14 protein-coding genes and 1 riboswitch are annotated in these 15,504 nt (G+C 43.1%); of the genes, 7 read left to right on the plus strand and 7 right to left on the minus strand.

The annotated features are described in order from the left end of the window. Nucleotides 1-118: 118 nt before the first annotated feature. The 5 genes from FTT70_RS09580 to ftsW all read left to right on the plus strand — a co-directional run bounded on the left by FTT70_RS09580 (nucleotide 119) and on the right by ftsW (nucleotide 5,250). Nucleotides 119-379 (plus strand): FeoA family protein, encoded by a 261-nt coding sequence (locus tag FTT70_RS09580; RefSeq protein WP_004975713.1) that lies wholly within the window; start codon nucleotides 119-121, stop codon nucleotides 377-379. Then, a complete protein-coding gene (locus FTT70_RS09585; protein WP_131260988.1) occupies nucleotides 376-2,232 on the plus strand; it encodes a ferrous iron transporter B in 1,857 nt (618 codons plus the stop codon). Before FTT70_RS09580 ends, FTT70_RS09585 begins: the two co-directional genes overlap by 4 nt. Nucleotides 2,233-2,264: 32 nt before the next feature. Beyond that, nucleotides 2,265-2,516, plus strand: coding sequence for a DUF6587 family protein (locus tag FTT70_RS09590; protein ID WP_180168566.1), 252 nt, complete (start codon nucleotides 2,265-2,267; stop codon nucleotides 2,514-2,516). Nucleotides 2,517-2,687: 171 nt separating this feature from the next. Beyond that, entirely contained in the window at nucleotides 2,688-4,034 is a 1,347-nt protein-coding gene (gene murD / locus FTT70_RS09595) for a UDP-N-acetylmuramoyl-L-alanine--D-glutamate ligase (RefSeq protein WP_180168567.1), read from the plus strand. Between the two features lie 19 nt (nucleotides 4,035-4,053). Then, entirely contained in the window at nucleotides 4,054-5,250 is a 1,197-nt protein-coding gene (ftsW, locus tag FTT70_RS09600; RefSeq protein WP_168418382.1) for a putative lipid II flippase FtsW, read from the plus strand. Nucleotides 5,251-5,252: 2 nt separating this feature from the next. Here the strand turns inward: ftsW and FTT70_RS09605 are convergent, their stop codons facing one another. The 7 genes from FTT70_RS09605 to FTT70_RS09635 form a co-directional block, all read right to left on the minus strand. Further along, nucleotides 5,253-5,513, minus strand: coding sequence for a zinc-ribbon domain-containing protein (locus FTT70_RS09605; protein ID WP_180168568.1), 261 nt, complete (start codon nucleotides 5,511-5,513; stop codon nucleotides 5,253-5,255). Nucleotides 5,514-5,565: 52 nt separating this feature from the next. Further along, a complete protein-coding gene (gene gluQRS, locus FTT70_RS09610) occupies nucleotides 5,566-6,495 on the minus strand; it encodes a tRNA glutamyl-Q(34) synthetase GluQRS (protein WP_180168569.1) in 930 nt (309 codons plus the stop codon). A gap of 2 nt (nucleotides 6,496-6,497) precedes the next feature. Then, nucleotides 6,498-7,025, minus strand: a complete 528-nt coding sequence (gene dksA, locus FTT70_RS09615; RefSeq protein WP_004975725.1) for an RNA polymerase-binding protein DksA — start codon at nucleotides 7,023-7,025, stop codon at nucleotides 6,498-6,500. Between the two features lie 212 nt (nucleotides 7,026-7,237). Further along, complete coding sequence (gene cpdA, locus FTT70_RS09620) at nucleotides 7,238-8,044, minus strand: 3',5'-cyclic-AMP phosphodiesterase (protein ID WP_004975727.1); 807 nt, start codon at nucleotides 8,042-8,044, stop codon at nucleotides 7,238-7,240. A gap of 10 nt (nucleotides 8,045-8,054) precedes the next feature. Next, complete coding sequence (locus FTT70_RS09625; protein WP_004975729.1) at nucleotides 8,055-8,675, minus strand: NUDIX domain-containing protein; 621 nt, start codon at nucleotides 8,673-8,675, stop codon at nucleotides 8,055-8,057. Between the two features lie 77 nt (nucleotides 8,676-8,752). Then, a complete protein-coding gene (gene thiC / locus FTT70_RS09630) occupies nucleotides 8,753-10,648 on the minus strand; it encodes a phosphomethylpyrimidine synthase ThiC (RefSeq protein WP_180112343.1) in 1,896 nt (631 codons plus the stop codon). A 102-nt stretch (nucleotides 10,649-10,750) separates the two neighbouring features. Beyond that, nucleotides 10,751-10,898: riboswitch (TPP riboswitch) on the minus strand. A 99-nt stretch (nucleotides 10,899-10,997) separates the two neighbouring features. Next, on the minus strand, nucleotides 10,998-12,062 hold the full coding sequence (locus tag FTT70_RS09635; protein WP_131260985.1) for a hypothetical protein: 1,065 nt from the start codon (nucleotides 12,060-12,062) through the stop codon (nucleotides 10,998-11,000). 431 nt (nucleotides 12,063-12,493) lie between these two features. On the opposite strand from FTT70_RS09635, the gene FTT70_RS09640 reads away from it, so the two are divergent. Together FTT70_RS09640 and phoU are read left to right on the plus strand one after the other, a co-directional pair. Next, nucleotides 12,494-13,831, plus strand: coding sequence for a TolC family outer membrane protein (locus FTT70_RS09640; protein WP_104852922.1), 1,338 nt, complete (start codon nucleotides 12,494-12,496; stop codon nucleotides 13,829-13,831). Nucleotides 13,832-14,281: 450 nt separating this feature from the next. Further along, the gene (phoU, locus tag FTT70_RS09645) at nucleotides 14,282-15,004 is read left to right on the plus strand and encodes a phosphate signaling complex protein PhoU (RefSeq protein ID WP_004975736.1); all 723 of its coding nucleotides are present in this window, start codon (nucleotides 14,282-14,284) and stop codon (nucleotides 15,002-15,004) included. Nucleotides 15,005-15,504: the final 500 nt, after the last annotated feature.

Below are 15,504 nucleotides of genomic sequence, written 5' to 3' on the forward strand. Positions count from 1 at the left end.
TAATCCAATTCAGCAAGGCTGTCGATGTGATATAAAGCATTTAAATGTAAGTCGACCTTATTTGTTAATTGTTCTCATTTGCATGTTATAATATGCAAAATGGTATAGGAATTTCACGGTGCGTTTGTCAGAACTTAAAGCAAAACAAACAGCCATCATCCGTCAGGTATTACGTACTGCCGATGGTGGAACATCCCTTAGTGACTTAGTGGCAAACCGCTTAGAAACACTGGGTTTTGTGCCGGGTACGCAGGTGCAGGTGATTACCAAAGGTATTTTTGGTGGTGATCCAATCTTGATTCAAGTGGGATTTACCCGTTTTGCTTTGCGCAAAGTAGAAGCTGAACGCATTGAAATTGAACAAGGGGTGTCCGCATGAGCGATGCCTTACGTATCGCACTTGTAGGGAATCCAAACTGCGGTAAAACATCTTTATTTAACCATTTGACAGGGACACGTCAAAAAGTTGGCAACTACGCAGGCGTGACCGTAGAGCGTAAAGTCGGGCAATTCACCTTGCCTTCGGGACAGGCGGTGCGGGTGTTGGATTTGCCCGGAACTTATAGTTTAGAAGCCACCAGTCCCGACGAAGCCATTACTCGAGATGTGGTACAAGGCAAAATAGCCGAAGAAGGTCAGCAAGATGCCTTTCTTTGTGTCGTGGATGCCACCAACCTGAAATTGCATTTGGGCTTGGTTTTGGAAATGATTGCACTGGGTCGTCCGATTTTGTTGGTACTCAACATGATGGATGAGGCGCGTCGTCGTGGCATGCAAATCAACACGCAAAAATTGTCTGAGCGTTTGGGTGTACCTGTGGTGGAAACCGTGGCAGTGCGTGATTCAGGTATTCAAAACTTAATGCATGCCTTAGATCAGGGCAAATTTGCTGTTCCGCAGACAGAATTGACAGGCTTAACAGGCAGTCAGCATCAACGGATTCAAACCATTTTGCATGATGTGGTGCACTTTGTAGATCAAGAAGACAAACGCTCCGACTTCCTCGATAAAATTTTTTTACATCCTGTATTCGGTTTAGTCAGCCTTGCGGTGATGATGTTTGTTGTCTTCCAAGCGGTATTTGCTTGGGCTGCACCGTTTATGGATGGCATCGAAAGTTTATTTGGCTGGCTAGGTGAAGTGATTGGCGAAAACATTAGCCATCCCTTGCTGAACAGCTTGATTGTGGATGGCATTATTGCGGGCGCAGGCGGTGTGGTGGTGTTCTTGCCGCAAATTTTAATTCTGTTCCTGTTTATTTTAATTTTAGAGGAATCGGGTTATTTGCCACGTGCCGCATTCTTGCTCGATAAGCTGATGTTTAGCGCAGGTTTGAGTGGTCGTGCCTTTATTCCATTGCTGTCTAGTTTTGCCTGTGCAGTGCCGGGCATTATGGCAACACGTAGTATTGCTGACCCACGTGATCGTTTAACCACGATTATGGTTGCGCCGTTAATGACTTGTTCTGCGCGCTTGCCTGTATATGCCTTACTCATCGCAGCATTCATTCCCAATCAAACCGTATGGGGCATGTTTAATTTACAAGGTCTGGTCTTGTTCGGTCTGTATATGGCAGGCATTGTGAGTGCCTTGGGCGTATCTTTTGTGCTTAAATTTTTGCAAAAAGATAAATCTGAGCATGTCTTGTTGATGGAGCTACCAAGTTACCGTTTTCCAGACCTAAAAAGTGTTTGGATTGGTTTGCTAGATCGCGCCAAAATTTTCTTAAAGCGTGTCGGTGGCATTATTTTTGCACTGTCGATTTTATTGTGGTTCTTGTGTACGTTCCCGCAGCCGCCTGAAGGCGCGACCATGCCTGCAATTGACTATAGTTTTGCAGGGATGCTGGGGCATGTATTACAGCCAATTTTTGCTCCTGTGGGCTTTAACTGGCAGATCGTGATTGCCTTGATTCCTGCGATGGCAGCGCGTGAAGTGGTGGTGGCTGCATTAGGCACAGTCTATGCCTTATCTGCAGTGGATGAAGATGCCATGTCCCAAGGTTTGGCTGCTTTAATTAGTGGTGGTGGTGAACTGGGCTGGTCATTGGCAACGGGTTTATCGTTATTGGTGTGGTTTATTTATGCACCGCATTGTTTGGCAACTTTAGCAACAGTAAAACGCGAAACAGGATCATGGCGTACGGTCAGTATTATGACCTGCTATCTATTTGGTTTGGCTTATTTCATGTCATTCCTGACTTATCAAACGGCATCGTATTTGTTGGGTTAAGGCACATGCCTGACCTACAGGAGTAGATGAACATGGTTGAAATTTTAATTGTTGCTGCATTGGTACTGTGGAGTGCTGTAGTAGTCTTTAAAAAAGTCTTTCCCAAGACTTCTGGCGCAGTTTTTCTAAAACTCTCCAATTTCTGTACTGAAAAAGGCTGGCATGGCTTGGCCAAATGGCTAAAACCTGCAGCCGCGGCAGGCTGTGGTGGCAGTTGTGGTTGTGATTCTCAAGATCAACCCACCGAAAAGAAAGTTGAAGTCCAAGCAGTGAAATGGAAATAGCCACATCTGTCCAACTTTACTGAGATGTTTTAAAAAACCGTCAGCGATCTGACGGTTTTTTTACGCACTGACACAAAAAATTTGCAGAAACTGCAAACAGAAAAAGCATTCAAAACAGCAAAGTGCTACCATTTTGTCAGTTTCAAAATTACCGCACAAAATGGGGCAAAAATGTTAATACAACGTGGTGGATTAAAAGTCGTTGCAGGGCTTGGTATTTCGGGTGTTGCAGCCGTTAATTTCTTACATCATCAGGGTTACCGCGTTGCTGTGACAGACTCTCGCCCCACACCTCCAGGACATGATCAAATTCCAGCCGAGGTTGAAACTCGTTTTGGGGAGTTTGATCAGGATTTATTGCTGTCTGCAGAAGAAATTGTGATTAGCCCTGGATTAGACCCAAAATTACCTGAAATTCAGGCTGCCATGGCGCAGGGTATTCCTGTGGTGAGTGAAATTCAAATATTACGTCGTGCAACCGACAAACCTATTGTGGCTATTACTGGTTCAAATGCGAAAAGTACCGTGACCACGTTAATTGGTTTAATGGCAGAGCAGGCGGGTAAAAAGGTGGCTGTGGGTGGTAATTTAGGCCGTCCTGCGTTGGATTTGATTAAAGATGATCCTGAGCTGTATATATTGGAACTCTCCAGTTTTCAGCTAGAAACCACATCGAATTTAAATGCAGAAGTGGCGGTGGTGCTGAATATGAGTGAAGATCACTTAGACCGCCATGGCGATATGCTGGGTTATCACACTGCCAAACATCGTATTTTCCAAGGTGTCAAAAAAGTGGTGTTTAACCGTGATGATGCCTTGAGCCGTCCGTTAGTACCCGATCAAACCCCAATGCAAAGTTTTGGCTTAAATGCGCCTGACCTAAACCAATTCGGTTTATTAAAAGATGATGATGGCAGCATGTGGCTGGCACGTGGGCGTGAGCGTTTATTGAAAAGTACCGAAATGTATATTCAAGGTACGCATAACATTGCCAATGCCTTGGCTTGTTTGGCTTTGGGTGAAGCGATTGGTTTACCTATGGCAAGCATGTTGGAAACGCTGAAAACTTTTAAAGGTTTGGAACACCGCTGTGAATTTGTCAAAACCTTGCATGAGGTGCGTTATTATAATGATTCTAAAGGCACCAATATTGGTGCGACTTTGGCGGCTTTGGATGGCTTGGGTGCTGCAATTCAGGCTCAAGGTGGGCAAGTCGCCATTATTTTAGGTGGGCAAGGCAAAGGGCAGGACTTTACTGCGCTGCGTGCTTCCTTGCAGCAATATGCCAAACTCGCGGTGTTGATTGGTGAGGATGCACCGCAAATTGAAGCTGCAATTGCGGGTACGACCACACTTTTGCGTGCAGAGACCTTACAACAGGCAGTCGAAATTTGCCAACAACATACACAAGCGCATGATGTGGTGCTATTGTCACCTGCATGTGCAAGTTTTGATATGTTCTCGGGCTATCCAGAACGTGGTCACAAGTTCGTTGCTTATGTTAACGCGCTGGTATAACAACAATAAGGGATGAGATATGGCTGGCTTGGCTCAGACAACAATCAATAAACTCAATCAGGTCTATGACCGTTGGCTGCCAAAACTGCCTGCGGAAATAAATGTACGTAATGTGCTGATTTTTAGTGTATTGGCATTGTTATGTATTGGCTCGATTATGGTGGCATCGGCGTCGATGCCCTATGCAGAGCGTATGCATGAAAATGCTTTTCACTATGTTTTCCGCCATGGTATTTCGATTGTGGTGGCCTTGGTTGCTGCTTTTGTTGTGTATAAAGTGCCGCTGAATACATGGTTTAACAATACCTTTTTTCTGTGGATTGTCACCATTGCCTTATTGATTGCAGTTTTGGTTGTTGGTACTGAGGTTAATGGCTCTAAACGCTGGATTCGGGTTGCAGGATTTACCTTACAAGCCTCTGAAGTCGCCAAAGTCATGATGGCCATATTTACTGCAGATTATGTGGTGCGACGTGCTGAAGAAGTGCGTAACAATATTAAAGGCTTGGTACGTCTTGCGGTGATTATGGCCGTGACCGTTGGTTTGGTGATTGCAGAGCCAGATTTAGGGGCTACTGTGGTGATTGCCTTGACCATGCTGGGCGTCTTCTTTTTGGCAGGTGCACCGTTAATTCAGTTCGGGATTGCCTTCGGGGCAATTATTGCCGCCTTTGTGTTTTTAGTGGTGTTCGAGCCGTATCGCTTTGAACGCTTAATGTCGTTCTCAAACCCGTGGAATGACCCTTTGGGTGTTGGCTATCAGTTATCTAACGCTTTAATGGCATTTGGTCGTGGTGAGTGGGTTGGTGTAGGTTTAGGGCACAGTATTCAGAAAATGTCCTATTTACCAGAAGCGCACACAGACTTTATGTTGGCTGTGTTGGGTGAAGAGTTCGGCTTTTTGGGTATTTTTGTGGTAATCAGCCTGTCTTTTGCGATGCTGGTTTCTTGTATTAAAATTGGTCATCGTGCCCTAAAAAACCAATATTTACGTGCAGGCTATTTGGCGTATGGAATCAGCATCATCTTCTTGTTGCAGATTATGGTGAATGCGGGCATGAATATGGGCATGTTGCCAACCAAAGGTCTGACGCTACCATTCATTAGTTATGGTGGTTCATCTTTGATTATGTGCGCAGTCATGGTGAGTCTAATTCTGAAAATTGAAGCCTCGACCCATGAAACCAATCCAAGCCGTGAAGAATCTAGTTTCTAGTCTTAAGCTTCTAGATTCATCTCTTTAGCAGAATTCGGCTGAGCATGGTTTAGCACCATGCTTGGCATTTCAGTTCCACAATGTAAACACTTGACTGTAGTATTTTTTTGTTTAGACATAGGAAACAAGGGAATAAAAAATAAGGAAAAATATTGTCGTTGCTGTCTGAGTTCATAGCTACTGCGAGTGCGGCAAACGGGGCAGCTAAATTGACTTTTCTCGACCACTTTGGTTTTCGGTCCAACACCAAAAATAAAAAACATGACACAACCTCAAATGATCCATTTCAATTTGAGCATAACTGAATTTTAAATTTTATAAATAATAGCCGTGTAAAGCTGTGCCTGCAGGAATACGTGAAAGATCCCATTGCTGAATGGCTTGAGTAAGCATGCGTGCAGGGGTGTCTAATTCGACAGTGGCTTGATTTAAGGCAGTTAAAGCGGCTTGTAGCAGCTTCGGTGCTTGGGCTAAATCTAAAGCTTGTGCCAAGTTCTGTTTAGACAGTTTTTGCCCTTGTGCATTCATGGCTAAAGGCAGGTGCGTGTAGCTGAGTTTAGGGTAGCCTAACAGTTGCCCCAAATAGATTTGCCGTGCGGTGTTGTCGAGTAAATCTGCGCCGCGAACCACATGGGTAATGCCTTGCAAATAATCATCCACCACCACTGCCAGTTGATAATTGATAATGCCATCACGCCGTTTTAGGACAAAATCGCCCAAGTCCTGCGCAAGGTTGGAACATTGTTTGTCTTGCAGGCGGTCTTGAAAGCAAATCTCTTGGTCTGTGACTTTGACTCGAATCGCTTGATTGGCAAAATTTAAACCTAAATTGCGGCAAGTCCCTGCATAAATATGATTGGAGCCAAGCATTTTGCGGGTGCATTGACAGGCATAGACCAAGTCGCGTTGCTGCAATTGTTGCAACACGGCTGCATAGAGATCGAGGCGATCTTTCTGGAAAATAATTTCGGCATCCGGCTCAAATTGAAAGGCATCAATACAACGCAAGATATGATTTTCACTGCCAGGGTAAATGCGTGGGATGTCAGTATCTTCAATACGTACCAGCCAAGTGCCGTGCTGGGCTTTGGCATCGCAATAACTGGCAACGGCAGTAATGAGAGAGCCAAAATGCAAAGGGCCGGTTGGCGATGGCGCAAACCGACCTGAGTAGCGCGTCAGCGAAATATGATCTCGCTGCTGCGCATGGGGAGCATGCTCCGCTAAAGAATTTTCAACAGTCACAATTAACCGTTATTTTGCTTCTCTTTGATCTCTGCCAAAGTTTTGCAGTCAATACATAACGTTGCCGTTGGGCGTGCTTCTAAACGACGCAGACCAATTTCGATACCACAAGTTTCACAGAAACCATAGTCATCGTTTTTAATCGCTTCAATGGATTGTTCAATTTTACGAATCAATTTACGTTCACGGTCACGGGTACGTAATTCAATCGCAAATTCTTCTTCTTGTGTCGCGCGGTCATTCACATCAGGCAAAGCGGTATTTTCGTCTTGCATGGTGTTGAGTGTACGATCTACTTCTGACATTAACTCTTCTTTCCACGCCATTAAAATTTGACGGAAATGTTCGAGTTGTCCTTCAGACATGTATTCTTCATTCTTTTTCGGCTGATAAGGTGCAATACCAAATAAGCTAGCTGTAGAACCACCCTCTAAAGCCTTTGGCTTTGCCTTACGCACGCGTTTTGTAGCTTTTTCTTCTACAAGATCTGTTTGTTCGTCCAAGACTTGATTTTGGTTGTCATTCGCCATGTAGGGCATTCCTCATCATATGCGTAAGATTCATACGCGAAAAATATGGTGATATGCAAGTGTTTTTATCCACTCCCTCAGAAAGAATTCTCTCTTCGGGGGACGTCATCATATAGACTTTTTTTGATTATGGATAGTCTTTGATGTTTGGATGTGTTATCGCATTTTTTCGTTGAAGGCATAAAGTAAAGCAAAAAAAATAAAATGGAAAGTTAATAACCTGAAATTTCAAAATTTATTTGTTGTGTGACATGCTCAACCCGATGCACTTGGGTGCTAAAACTGCCATCTGCATTCAAATGTAACACACGGTAACCCGGTGCCTCAGGCCCAAGCGCAAAGTGCTGGCTATGTGGTTTAAATTGCACGCAGGTCGATGGGGTCGAGTAAAATTGAATCCCTTGCCATTCATTTAATGAGTCTTGATGCACATGCCCACACAGCACCAATTTGACATTGTTGTGGCGTGCCAATACATCAATTAAGGCTTCGGTATTTTTAAGTTTGTGCTGATCTATCCAGTGCGATTGCATATCAAAAGGATGGTGATGACAGGCAATAATCACCTGCTGCTGCGCATGTTGCTGTAAAAGCTGATCTAACTGCTGTAATTGTGCTGCGTCCATCCAGCCATCAATCCGACCTTTAACCGCAGTATTCAGTAAAATGACACTCCAATTGCCCAACTCAATTGCATGAACTTGATTGGACTGTAAATGGAATGGAAAAACCGCGGCATCATCATGATTGCCCGGAATCTGGAAATGCGGCGTATTCAAAGTCTGCATAAACTGCAAATAACGCTGATAGGTTTCAGCAACAGGGATTTGTGCTAAATCGCCTGTATGGAAAATAGCATCGAGCTGCGGATATTGCTGTTGAATATCGTGCATTACCGCGTGAAAGCTGCGTTCAGGATTCATGTGCACAAACTCTAAATCTTCCTGATTCATGAGGTGCGTATCTGAAATTTGTACAATTGTCCAGCGTTGCTGGTGATTGTTTGAGAATAAAGTCATGCCTGACCCCTTAGACATCCTTCACGGTTTTAATTTGTTGTTGTAACCATTGCAATGCCATGATGACAGGTGCGTTTTTTAGCCGACCATTGGTCAGCAAGTTTGGAATTTCCTGATAATCAAGAATGTGTAATTGAATATTCTCTCCTTCATCTGGCATACCAAACACGCCACCTTCCTGTGGTAACGTGGTGCTCGCACTATATAAGTGGAACAATTCTGCGCATGCACCCGCAGATGGATAAAAACTGAATAAATGTTGTAATTCTTTTAATTCACAGCCCGATTCTTCCAAAGCTTCACGACGAATGCAACTTTCAGGTGATTCATTGCCATCTAGCACGCCTGCAATCACTTCGAGTTGCCAAGGCGAGTCGCAATCATCAATTGCACCAATACGGAATTGTTCAATCAGGGCAAATTTTTGTTGTGGTGCATCATAAATGAGTACCCCAGCCGCTTCAGGGCGTTGAATGAGTTCACGCTGAAGGACTGGGGTATATGTAGTTTGATTAAACAAGCGATGGCTCAGGCTGACTTTTTCAACCTGAATAAAACCACGATACAGGTATTCACGTTGGTGAATCTGTGCATCGTGTTGTCCATAAGTTGCTTGTTGAATAATCTTCATAAATTCTCATCAGGATGAGCAAAGCATAATTTCATCCTAACTGAGATTTTATTGAATACAAACGCTTTTTAAACAAATTAGAGCTTATGGTATAATTTTTGACCATGTTCCTGATAAGCGGTTTTCATGGCTTTGAGACCTGATTCGACCTCTGCATCTACTTGCTCCGTTTTGTTCGCAGCATTTTGATTTTGTGCATAATCTCTCACGTTTTGCGTGATTTTCATCGAACAGAACTTTGGTCCGCACATTGAACAGAAGTGTGCAGATTTATGCGCTTCTTTTGGCATGGTTTCATCATGCATGCTGCGTGCGGTATCTGGGTCAAGGCTCAGGTTAAACTGATCTTCCCAGCGGAATTCAAAACGTGCTTTAGATAAGGCATTGTCACGTGCTTGCGCGCCCGGATGTCCTTTGGCAAGGTCAGCCGCATGTGCTGCAATTTTATAGGTGATGATGCCGTCTTTGACGTCTTTTTTGTTCGGTAAGCCTAAGTGCTCTTTAGGTGTCACATAGCACAACATTGCAGTACCGTACCAACCAATCATCGCTGCACCAATTGCAGAAGTAATATGGTCATAACCTGGTGCAATATCCGTGGTTAATGGGCCGAGTGTATAGAATGGTGCTTCTTTACAGACTTCAAGTTGCAAGTCCATATTTTCTTTGACCATGTGCATTGGTACGTGCCCCGGGCCTTCAATCATCACTTGCACATCATGTTCCCAAGCGCGGTGAGTCAATTCACCCAAAGTTCGCAGTTCGCTGAATTGTGCTTCATCGTTGGCATCTTGAATACAACCCGGACGTAAACCATCACCTAAGCTGAACGATACATCGTAAGCTTTCATGATTTCGCAGATTTCATCAAAGTGTGTGTAAAGGAAGTTTTCTTCATGATGCGCCAAACACCATTGCGCCATGATTGAACCGCCACGCGATACAATACCTGTTAAGCGATTGGCCGTGAGTGGTACATAACGCAATAACACGCCTGCGTGAATGGTGAAGTAATCCACACCTTGTTCAGCCTGTTCAATCAGCGTGTCTTTAAAGATTTCCCAAGTGAGGTCTTCGGCAATGCCGTTTACTTTTTCTAGTGCCTGATAAATAGGTACAGTACCAATTGGCACAGGCGAGTTGCGGATAATCCATTCACGGGTTTCATGGATGTTTTTACCTGTCGATAAATCCATGATGGTATCTGCGCCCCAACGGGTCGCCCAAGTCATTTTCGCGACTTCTTCATCAATACTTGAACCTAGTGCCGAGTTACCAATATTGGCATTGATTTTGACCAAGAAGTTGCGACCAATAATCATTGGCTCACATTCTGGGTGGTTAATGTTGGCAGGAATAATTGCACGACCTTCAGCCACTTCCTGACGTACAAATTCAGGCGTGATTTCAGTTAGATTTTTAGCTCCAAAGTTTTGCCCCGAATGCTGACGCATATCGACACCTTCGCGTTGGCGTTGGTTTTCACGAATGGCGATATATTCCATTTCAGGGGTGATGATGCCTTGTTTGGCATAGTGCATTTGGGTGACGTTTTTACCAACTTTGGCACGACGTGGCTTTTGAATATGGGCAAAACGAATCTCTGCAGTGCGAATATCGCGTAAACGCTCTTGACCAAATGCCGAGCTGAGGGTTTCTAGTTTTTCGGTGTCTTGGCGCTCTTCAATCCAACTGTCGCGGATGTTCGGCAAGCCTTTATTCAGATCAATTTCTACATTTGGATCGGTATACACACCAGAAGTGTCATACACCATGAGCGGCGGATTGTGCTCACCGCCTAAGCCTGTTGGGGTGTCGGTCAGTTCGATTTCACGCATTGGCACCTGAATGTCTGGGCGTGAGCCTTGAATATAGACTTTTTTCGATGCTGGCAAAATGCGGGTTAAATCTTTGGCATCTTGCTCGTGTTGAGCAGAAATGTCAGCAGGGGATAGATTCGTTAATTGGTTCATTGCAATGATCCTGAAGAATGAAATCAACGAATCAAGCACGACCAAAAACATTGCAATTGAGTTGTTGAGACTTTAATAGTTCAACATTAACCGTGTGGCTGGGTTTTTAGGTGGCTTGATTCCTACGCAGGTTTTAACCTGATCAGGTTCAACGGTACTTGGGTTTACAGCTTGGTTTGCAGATTTTAGGCTACAAACTCAGCATGGACACAATCTCAGCGAGGAATTACTCGCGCTCCGTCAAGCTGTATAAATAGTAGCACGTTGTTGGTATAAAAGCAGGCTTCGCGCGGCTTTTATTCTTTGATGCCTAATGACAAGTATTTGAGCTTTAAGCGACTTTGGATAATTAGCGAGTAATACAAACGGCATCACTAAAACAATCGCGTTTTGCATGGATGGAGATGTTCTTTAAATTTAAATATTGATGCAACTGTGCATGTACTAAAGCATCATCGCCATATTCACGCTGTTCACGTGCAGTGGGCTGTGCTGCAATTTCAGTGAGTCGTTGTTCACTGCTCATGTGTAAAAAGGCAAGGAATTTACGCGCTTGCTGTGCTAAGGGAGATTTTTGCAACTTTGCCAGTTTTTTAATTTCAAATAATACGGCAGGTTGGATACTGTATTCATCGACATAATCCTGAGAAACAGGACTGTTGACTGTGCCTTTAAACAGCAGCAAGGCATACACTTCGGCTAGATAACGTGCATCCCGTATAAAGTGACTTTTAGGATAACGCTGCACGTAATCTTCCCAAAATAAGGCGCGTTCTGCCAAATCGGCAGCATCAAGGGTGAGTCCACCATCACGCAAGCTGTGCTGCATATTGTCATTGGCCATTCTTTCAATAAAAATCTGCTCGGCATCGGGCATGTAAGGCGCAAAAATAATGGCTAAGTATTGTGGGCTACGACGATAAACCAACTGTGCTTCACCTGCATCGTATAGCTCTAAATAGGCTTGTCCCTTATGTTTCAATAAATATTGATCACGCAAGGCAAAGTTTTCAAAATGACTTTGCTGAATGGTCGGATGCTGCGCCATATCAAAAGCATGTTGATCAAAAGCGGCTTGTTCTGCAGCGCTGCGTTCTACATGCAAAAAGCGTTGATACATTTGGGTCGAAAGATTGAGTAAATTTAATTGCTCATTTAAAGGTAGCAACGGTAGGCAAACTTTTAAATCCTGATTAATTTGTTCTAGCGCAAACGTGGTGCGGGTATTGTCAATTTGCTGCATATTGTGCTGAATGTTTTCACACATTTGGGTCAAATCTACAGGTTCGCTGGCACTGGCCTGTACCTTTGGTGGTTCAGCTACGGGAGGCGTATCTGAATTTTGGCAGGCGAGCAAACACAGACAACTGCCAAGCAGTAGGGCAAGTTTACTGGTGCGAAGAAATTTAACCATTACAGCAATTCAACATGAGTATTCATTCATCATCTAGTGCCTTCATTTAGGCACTATGGATTCCAAAAATTCAAAATGAGTCATTCATACCAAAATTCTAAATTTAAAATATCCGCTGTGAGACACACGGTTTTAGAAGCTTGGGTCGAAGGACAAAGGGAGAGCTTGCATTGTAAAGTCAAAGCCGCGGAGTAAATTGTAGTATTCTGCTAGAGTTTGGTTACATGCCTGTGAGTAAGTGCCACTTTATGCAGTGATTGTTAGCACGTGTATGGCTTTGCTTAAGTATTGCAATGAATTGAAATAATATGAAAAATTATCAAAATTAATGAAAGTCATACGAAAAAAATGCAAATTCGCTTTAGTATGGGCAGTGTAAAATACATTGCAGTAGGATTGGCGAAATTACAGAGTGGGTTGATCGAAAAATAATGAAAAAAATGATGTTAGTGACATGCTTATGTTGGATGAGTTCAAGTGCTTTTGCTTTGGATTTAATGCAAGCCTATCAGCGTGCTCAAAATAGCGATCCGACTTGGCGCGCACAGCAATTACAATATCAGGCCGATCAATTAAATTTAGGGCTTGCGCAAGGCAATTTACTGCCAACTGTGACTCTGTCGGGCAATATCACCCGTAAAAGTCAGGAAATGAGTCGAGTCAATATTGCCAGTTCCTCGCCAGAGCTTTTAAGCAGTTCATCTTCAACTTCACGTCAAGTCGCGTTAACAGCACGTCAGCCTTTATTTCGTTGGGATGCTTGGCAAGCCCTGAAACAAGTCAAAACCTCGTTAAGCCTGAGTGAAGTCACCTTACGTTTACAACAACAGCAACATATTTTGAATGTATCAGAAGCGTATTTTAATGTGCTGAGACAGCAGTCTTTAACAACAGCATATTTACAAGAAGAAAAAGCTTTGTTGGAACAGCTCAATATGATGAATGCCAAACTGCGTGAAGGTTTGGTGGCTAAAAGTGAAGTCAGTGAAGCCAATGCGCAATATCAAAATGCACGAGCGAACAGGATTGGAACACATGTGCAGTTGGTTTTGGCACAAGAGCAGTTGGCACAATTGATTGGGCCATATCAAGAAAGTTTGGCAGTTTTGCGAGATGACTTTCAATTTCAAAAACCTGTGCCTGAAAGTTTAGAGGCATGGTCGCAATTGGCACAAACTCAAAATTTGGCTATTCAACAGGCACGTTTGCAGCGACAATATGCCGAAGATGCACGTCGGGTTGAACAAGCAGCACGTTATCCGCAGGTAGAAGCTGTAGGCAGTTATGGTTATGCCAAACAAAGCCCTGAAAGTATCATGTCGCCCGATGGTCAGTTCGACCAGGTCGGGATTGAAATGAACTGGAATGTGTTTAGCGGTGGGCGGGTCAATAAAAATGTGCAAAAAGCAGTGGTTTTGGTACAGAAATCTGAAGCCGAGCTAGATGCAGCAATCCGTAAAGCCAATACCGATGTGAAACAGGCATATTTACAAGTCGAAACTGATCAAGCCAAATTGCAGGCGCGACAGGCTGCAATGAATTCAGCAGATTTAGTGGCACGAGCATCCAAAGCGCAATATCAGGAAGGTTTAAAAACCATGGTGGATGTACTGTTGGCACAGCGTAACGCCTTTTCTGCCAAGCAGGATTATCTCAATGCACAGTATGACTATTTGAAGCATGTGTTACAGTTGAAAGCAGCCGTTGGGCAATTGACTGAACAAGATGTGCAGGAAATGAATGCTTGGTTGATTCGGAAAGCCATATAGGGTCTGTTGACATTTCATAAATGGCTTGCGCTGTAGGCTAAAACTGAGCAGATCAGGCATGAAACGCAGGGAATAGCGAGACTATTGCCAAGTTTCATAACGCAATCTGAGAAAGTTTTAGCCACATGAGCAAGAACAAAGCGTTGCTTTGTTTGCTGCGCAAGGGGGCGAGCATATTTTTGCTACTATTGCTTTATGAGTCAGTCATTTAGAATGACTAAATTTCCTGTCCCATGCCTTATATCAGCTAAAAAATATGCGTTGCCGCAAACATAGACGAAATGTCAACAGACCCAAGTCATTTTGTCATCTGAATGGCTTATGCTGTTTAAAGACAGAAACGATCAGACTTGAGAGTTTGGTGAGAAAATGTCATAAAAACGTCATCATTGCTGTGCTTTAATATTCAATCATTGCGTCAGTCTATCCTTTTGTTGTGGAGTGTATTCCTTGAGTACGAATAATCCTGTGTTAAGTCACCATATTTCTTCTCAGTTCAATGAAGATTTGCAGGATGTAAATACCAAATTTATGGCCATGGGTGGTTTGGTAGAGCAGCAGGTTGCCAACTCGATTCACGCACTCTTGGATACCGATGCAGCCTTGGCGGTAGAAGTTCAGTTCCAAGACAATGTTGTCAATCGCATGGAAACCGAAATTGATGAAGCCTTAACGTTGATTTTGGCGCGTCGTCATCCAGCCGCAATTGATTTGCGTATGGTGATTGCCATGTCTAAAGCCAATACTGACTTAGAGCGTATTGGTGATGAAGCTGCAAAAATTGCCCGTATTGCCCAAAACTTATGTGAAGAAGGTGGTTCGCCACGCGGCTATATGGAAACACGTCATATTGGTAACCAAGTGCGTGTCATGATTCACGATGCACTGGATGCTTTTGCACGTTTAGATGTCGATCAAGCACTGCGTGTTTTACTTGCCGATGCCGATATTGACCGTGAATATCAATCTGCAACACGTACTCTAATGACGTATATGATTGAAGATCCGCGTCATATTTCACGTGTGATTAATGTAATGTGGGTGTTACGTTCATTAGAGCGTATTGGTGACCACGCACGAAATATTTCAGAACAAGTGATTTATATGGTCAAAGGTTTTGACGTACGTCATACCAGCGTCAAAGAAATTGAAGAAAAAGTACAGGAACGCTAAGTTCAGCTTTTTTTTGAATATTCAGCCTCATCTAATGATGGGGCTTTTTTTTATGGCTTGAATGAGTCTTTTTGATTTTTGCTGATCTTTAAGATTTTGAAATAACCTGAATTTTGGATAAAAAAAATCTCAGACTTTGGGGGAAATCTGAGATTGAAATCGGGGATATTTATTATAGTGAGAGATAATTGCTTATCTCCTTGAAAATAAGTATAGGAAAATCACACTCAAGAATCATGTGGTTTATTGTAGTGGAATGTAGCGTTTTATATACAAATGTATTTTTAAATTACATTATTTTTAGTGTGATTATTTTTAAAACTATTCTTTTTGAAATCAATAATTAATCTATTGTTAAGTGTTTTGTTGTGACTATAAAATATACGCTTCAATCGAGAAATAAAAATAGGAAATTAGCTTAATTTTTTGAATCTATTTTCATTTATTTAAAACATTGTTGCGGCAACTCATAATCACAAATGGCATAAAAAAAGAGCCTT

The organism is Acinetobacter sp. YH01003 (genome assembly GCF_013420525.1).
Lineage (GTDB): Bacteria > Pseudomonadota > Gammaproteobacteria > Pseudomonadales > Moraxellaceae > Acinetobacter > Acinetobacter towneri.

Coding starts and splice junctions, on each gene's coding strand:
- thiC (WP_180112343.1), bottom strand. CDS start 10,648: ATGAACCAATTAACGAATCTATCCCCTGCTGACATTTCTGCTCAACAC.
- ftsW (WP_168418382.1), top strand. CDS start 4,054: ATGGCTGGCTTGGCTCAGACAACAATCAATAAACTCAATCAGGTCTAT.
- FTT70_RS09635 (WP_131260985.1), bottom strand. CDS start 12,062: ATGGTTAAATTTCTTCGCACCAGTAAACTTGCCCTACTGCTTGGCAGT.
- murD (WP_180168567.1), top strand. CDS start 2,688: ATGTTAATACAACGTGGTGGATTAAAAGTCGTTGCAGGGCTTGGTATT.
- FTT70_RS09590 (WP_180168566.1), top strand. CDS start 2,265: ATGGTTGAAATTTTAATTGTTGCTGCATTGGTACTGTGGAGTGCTGTA.
- FTT70_RS09625 (WP_004975729.1), bottom strand. CDS start 8,675: ATGAAGATTATTCAACAAGCAACTTATGGACAACACGATGCACAGATT.
- cpdA (WP_004975727.1), bottom strand. CDS start 8,044: ATGACTTTATTCTCAAACAATCACCAGCAACGCTGGACAATTGTACAA.
- FTT70_RS09605 (WP_180168568.1), bottom strand. CDS start 5,513: ATGTTTTTTATTTTTGGTGTTGGACCGAAAACCAAAGTGGTCGAGAAA.
- dksA (WP_004975725.1), bottom strand. CDS start 7,025: ATGGCGAATGACAACCAAAATCAAGTCTTGGACGAACAAACAGATCTT.
- FTT70_RS09585 (WP_131260988.1), top strand. CDS start 376: ATGAGCGATGCCTTACGTATCGCACTTGTAGGGAATCCAAACTGCGGT.
- FTT70_RS09640 (WP_104852922.1), top strand. CDS start 12,494: ATGAAAAAAATGATGTTAGTGACATGCTTATGTTGGATGAGTTCAAGT.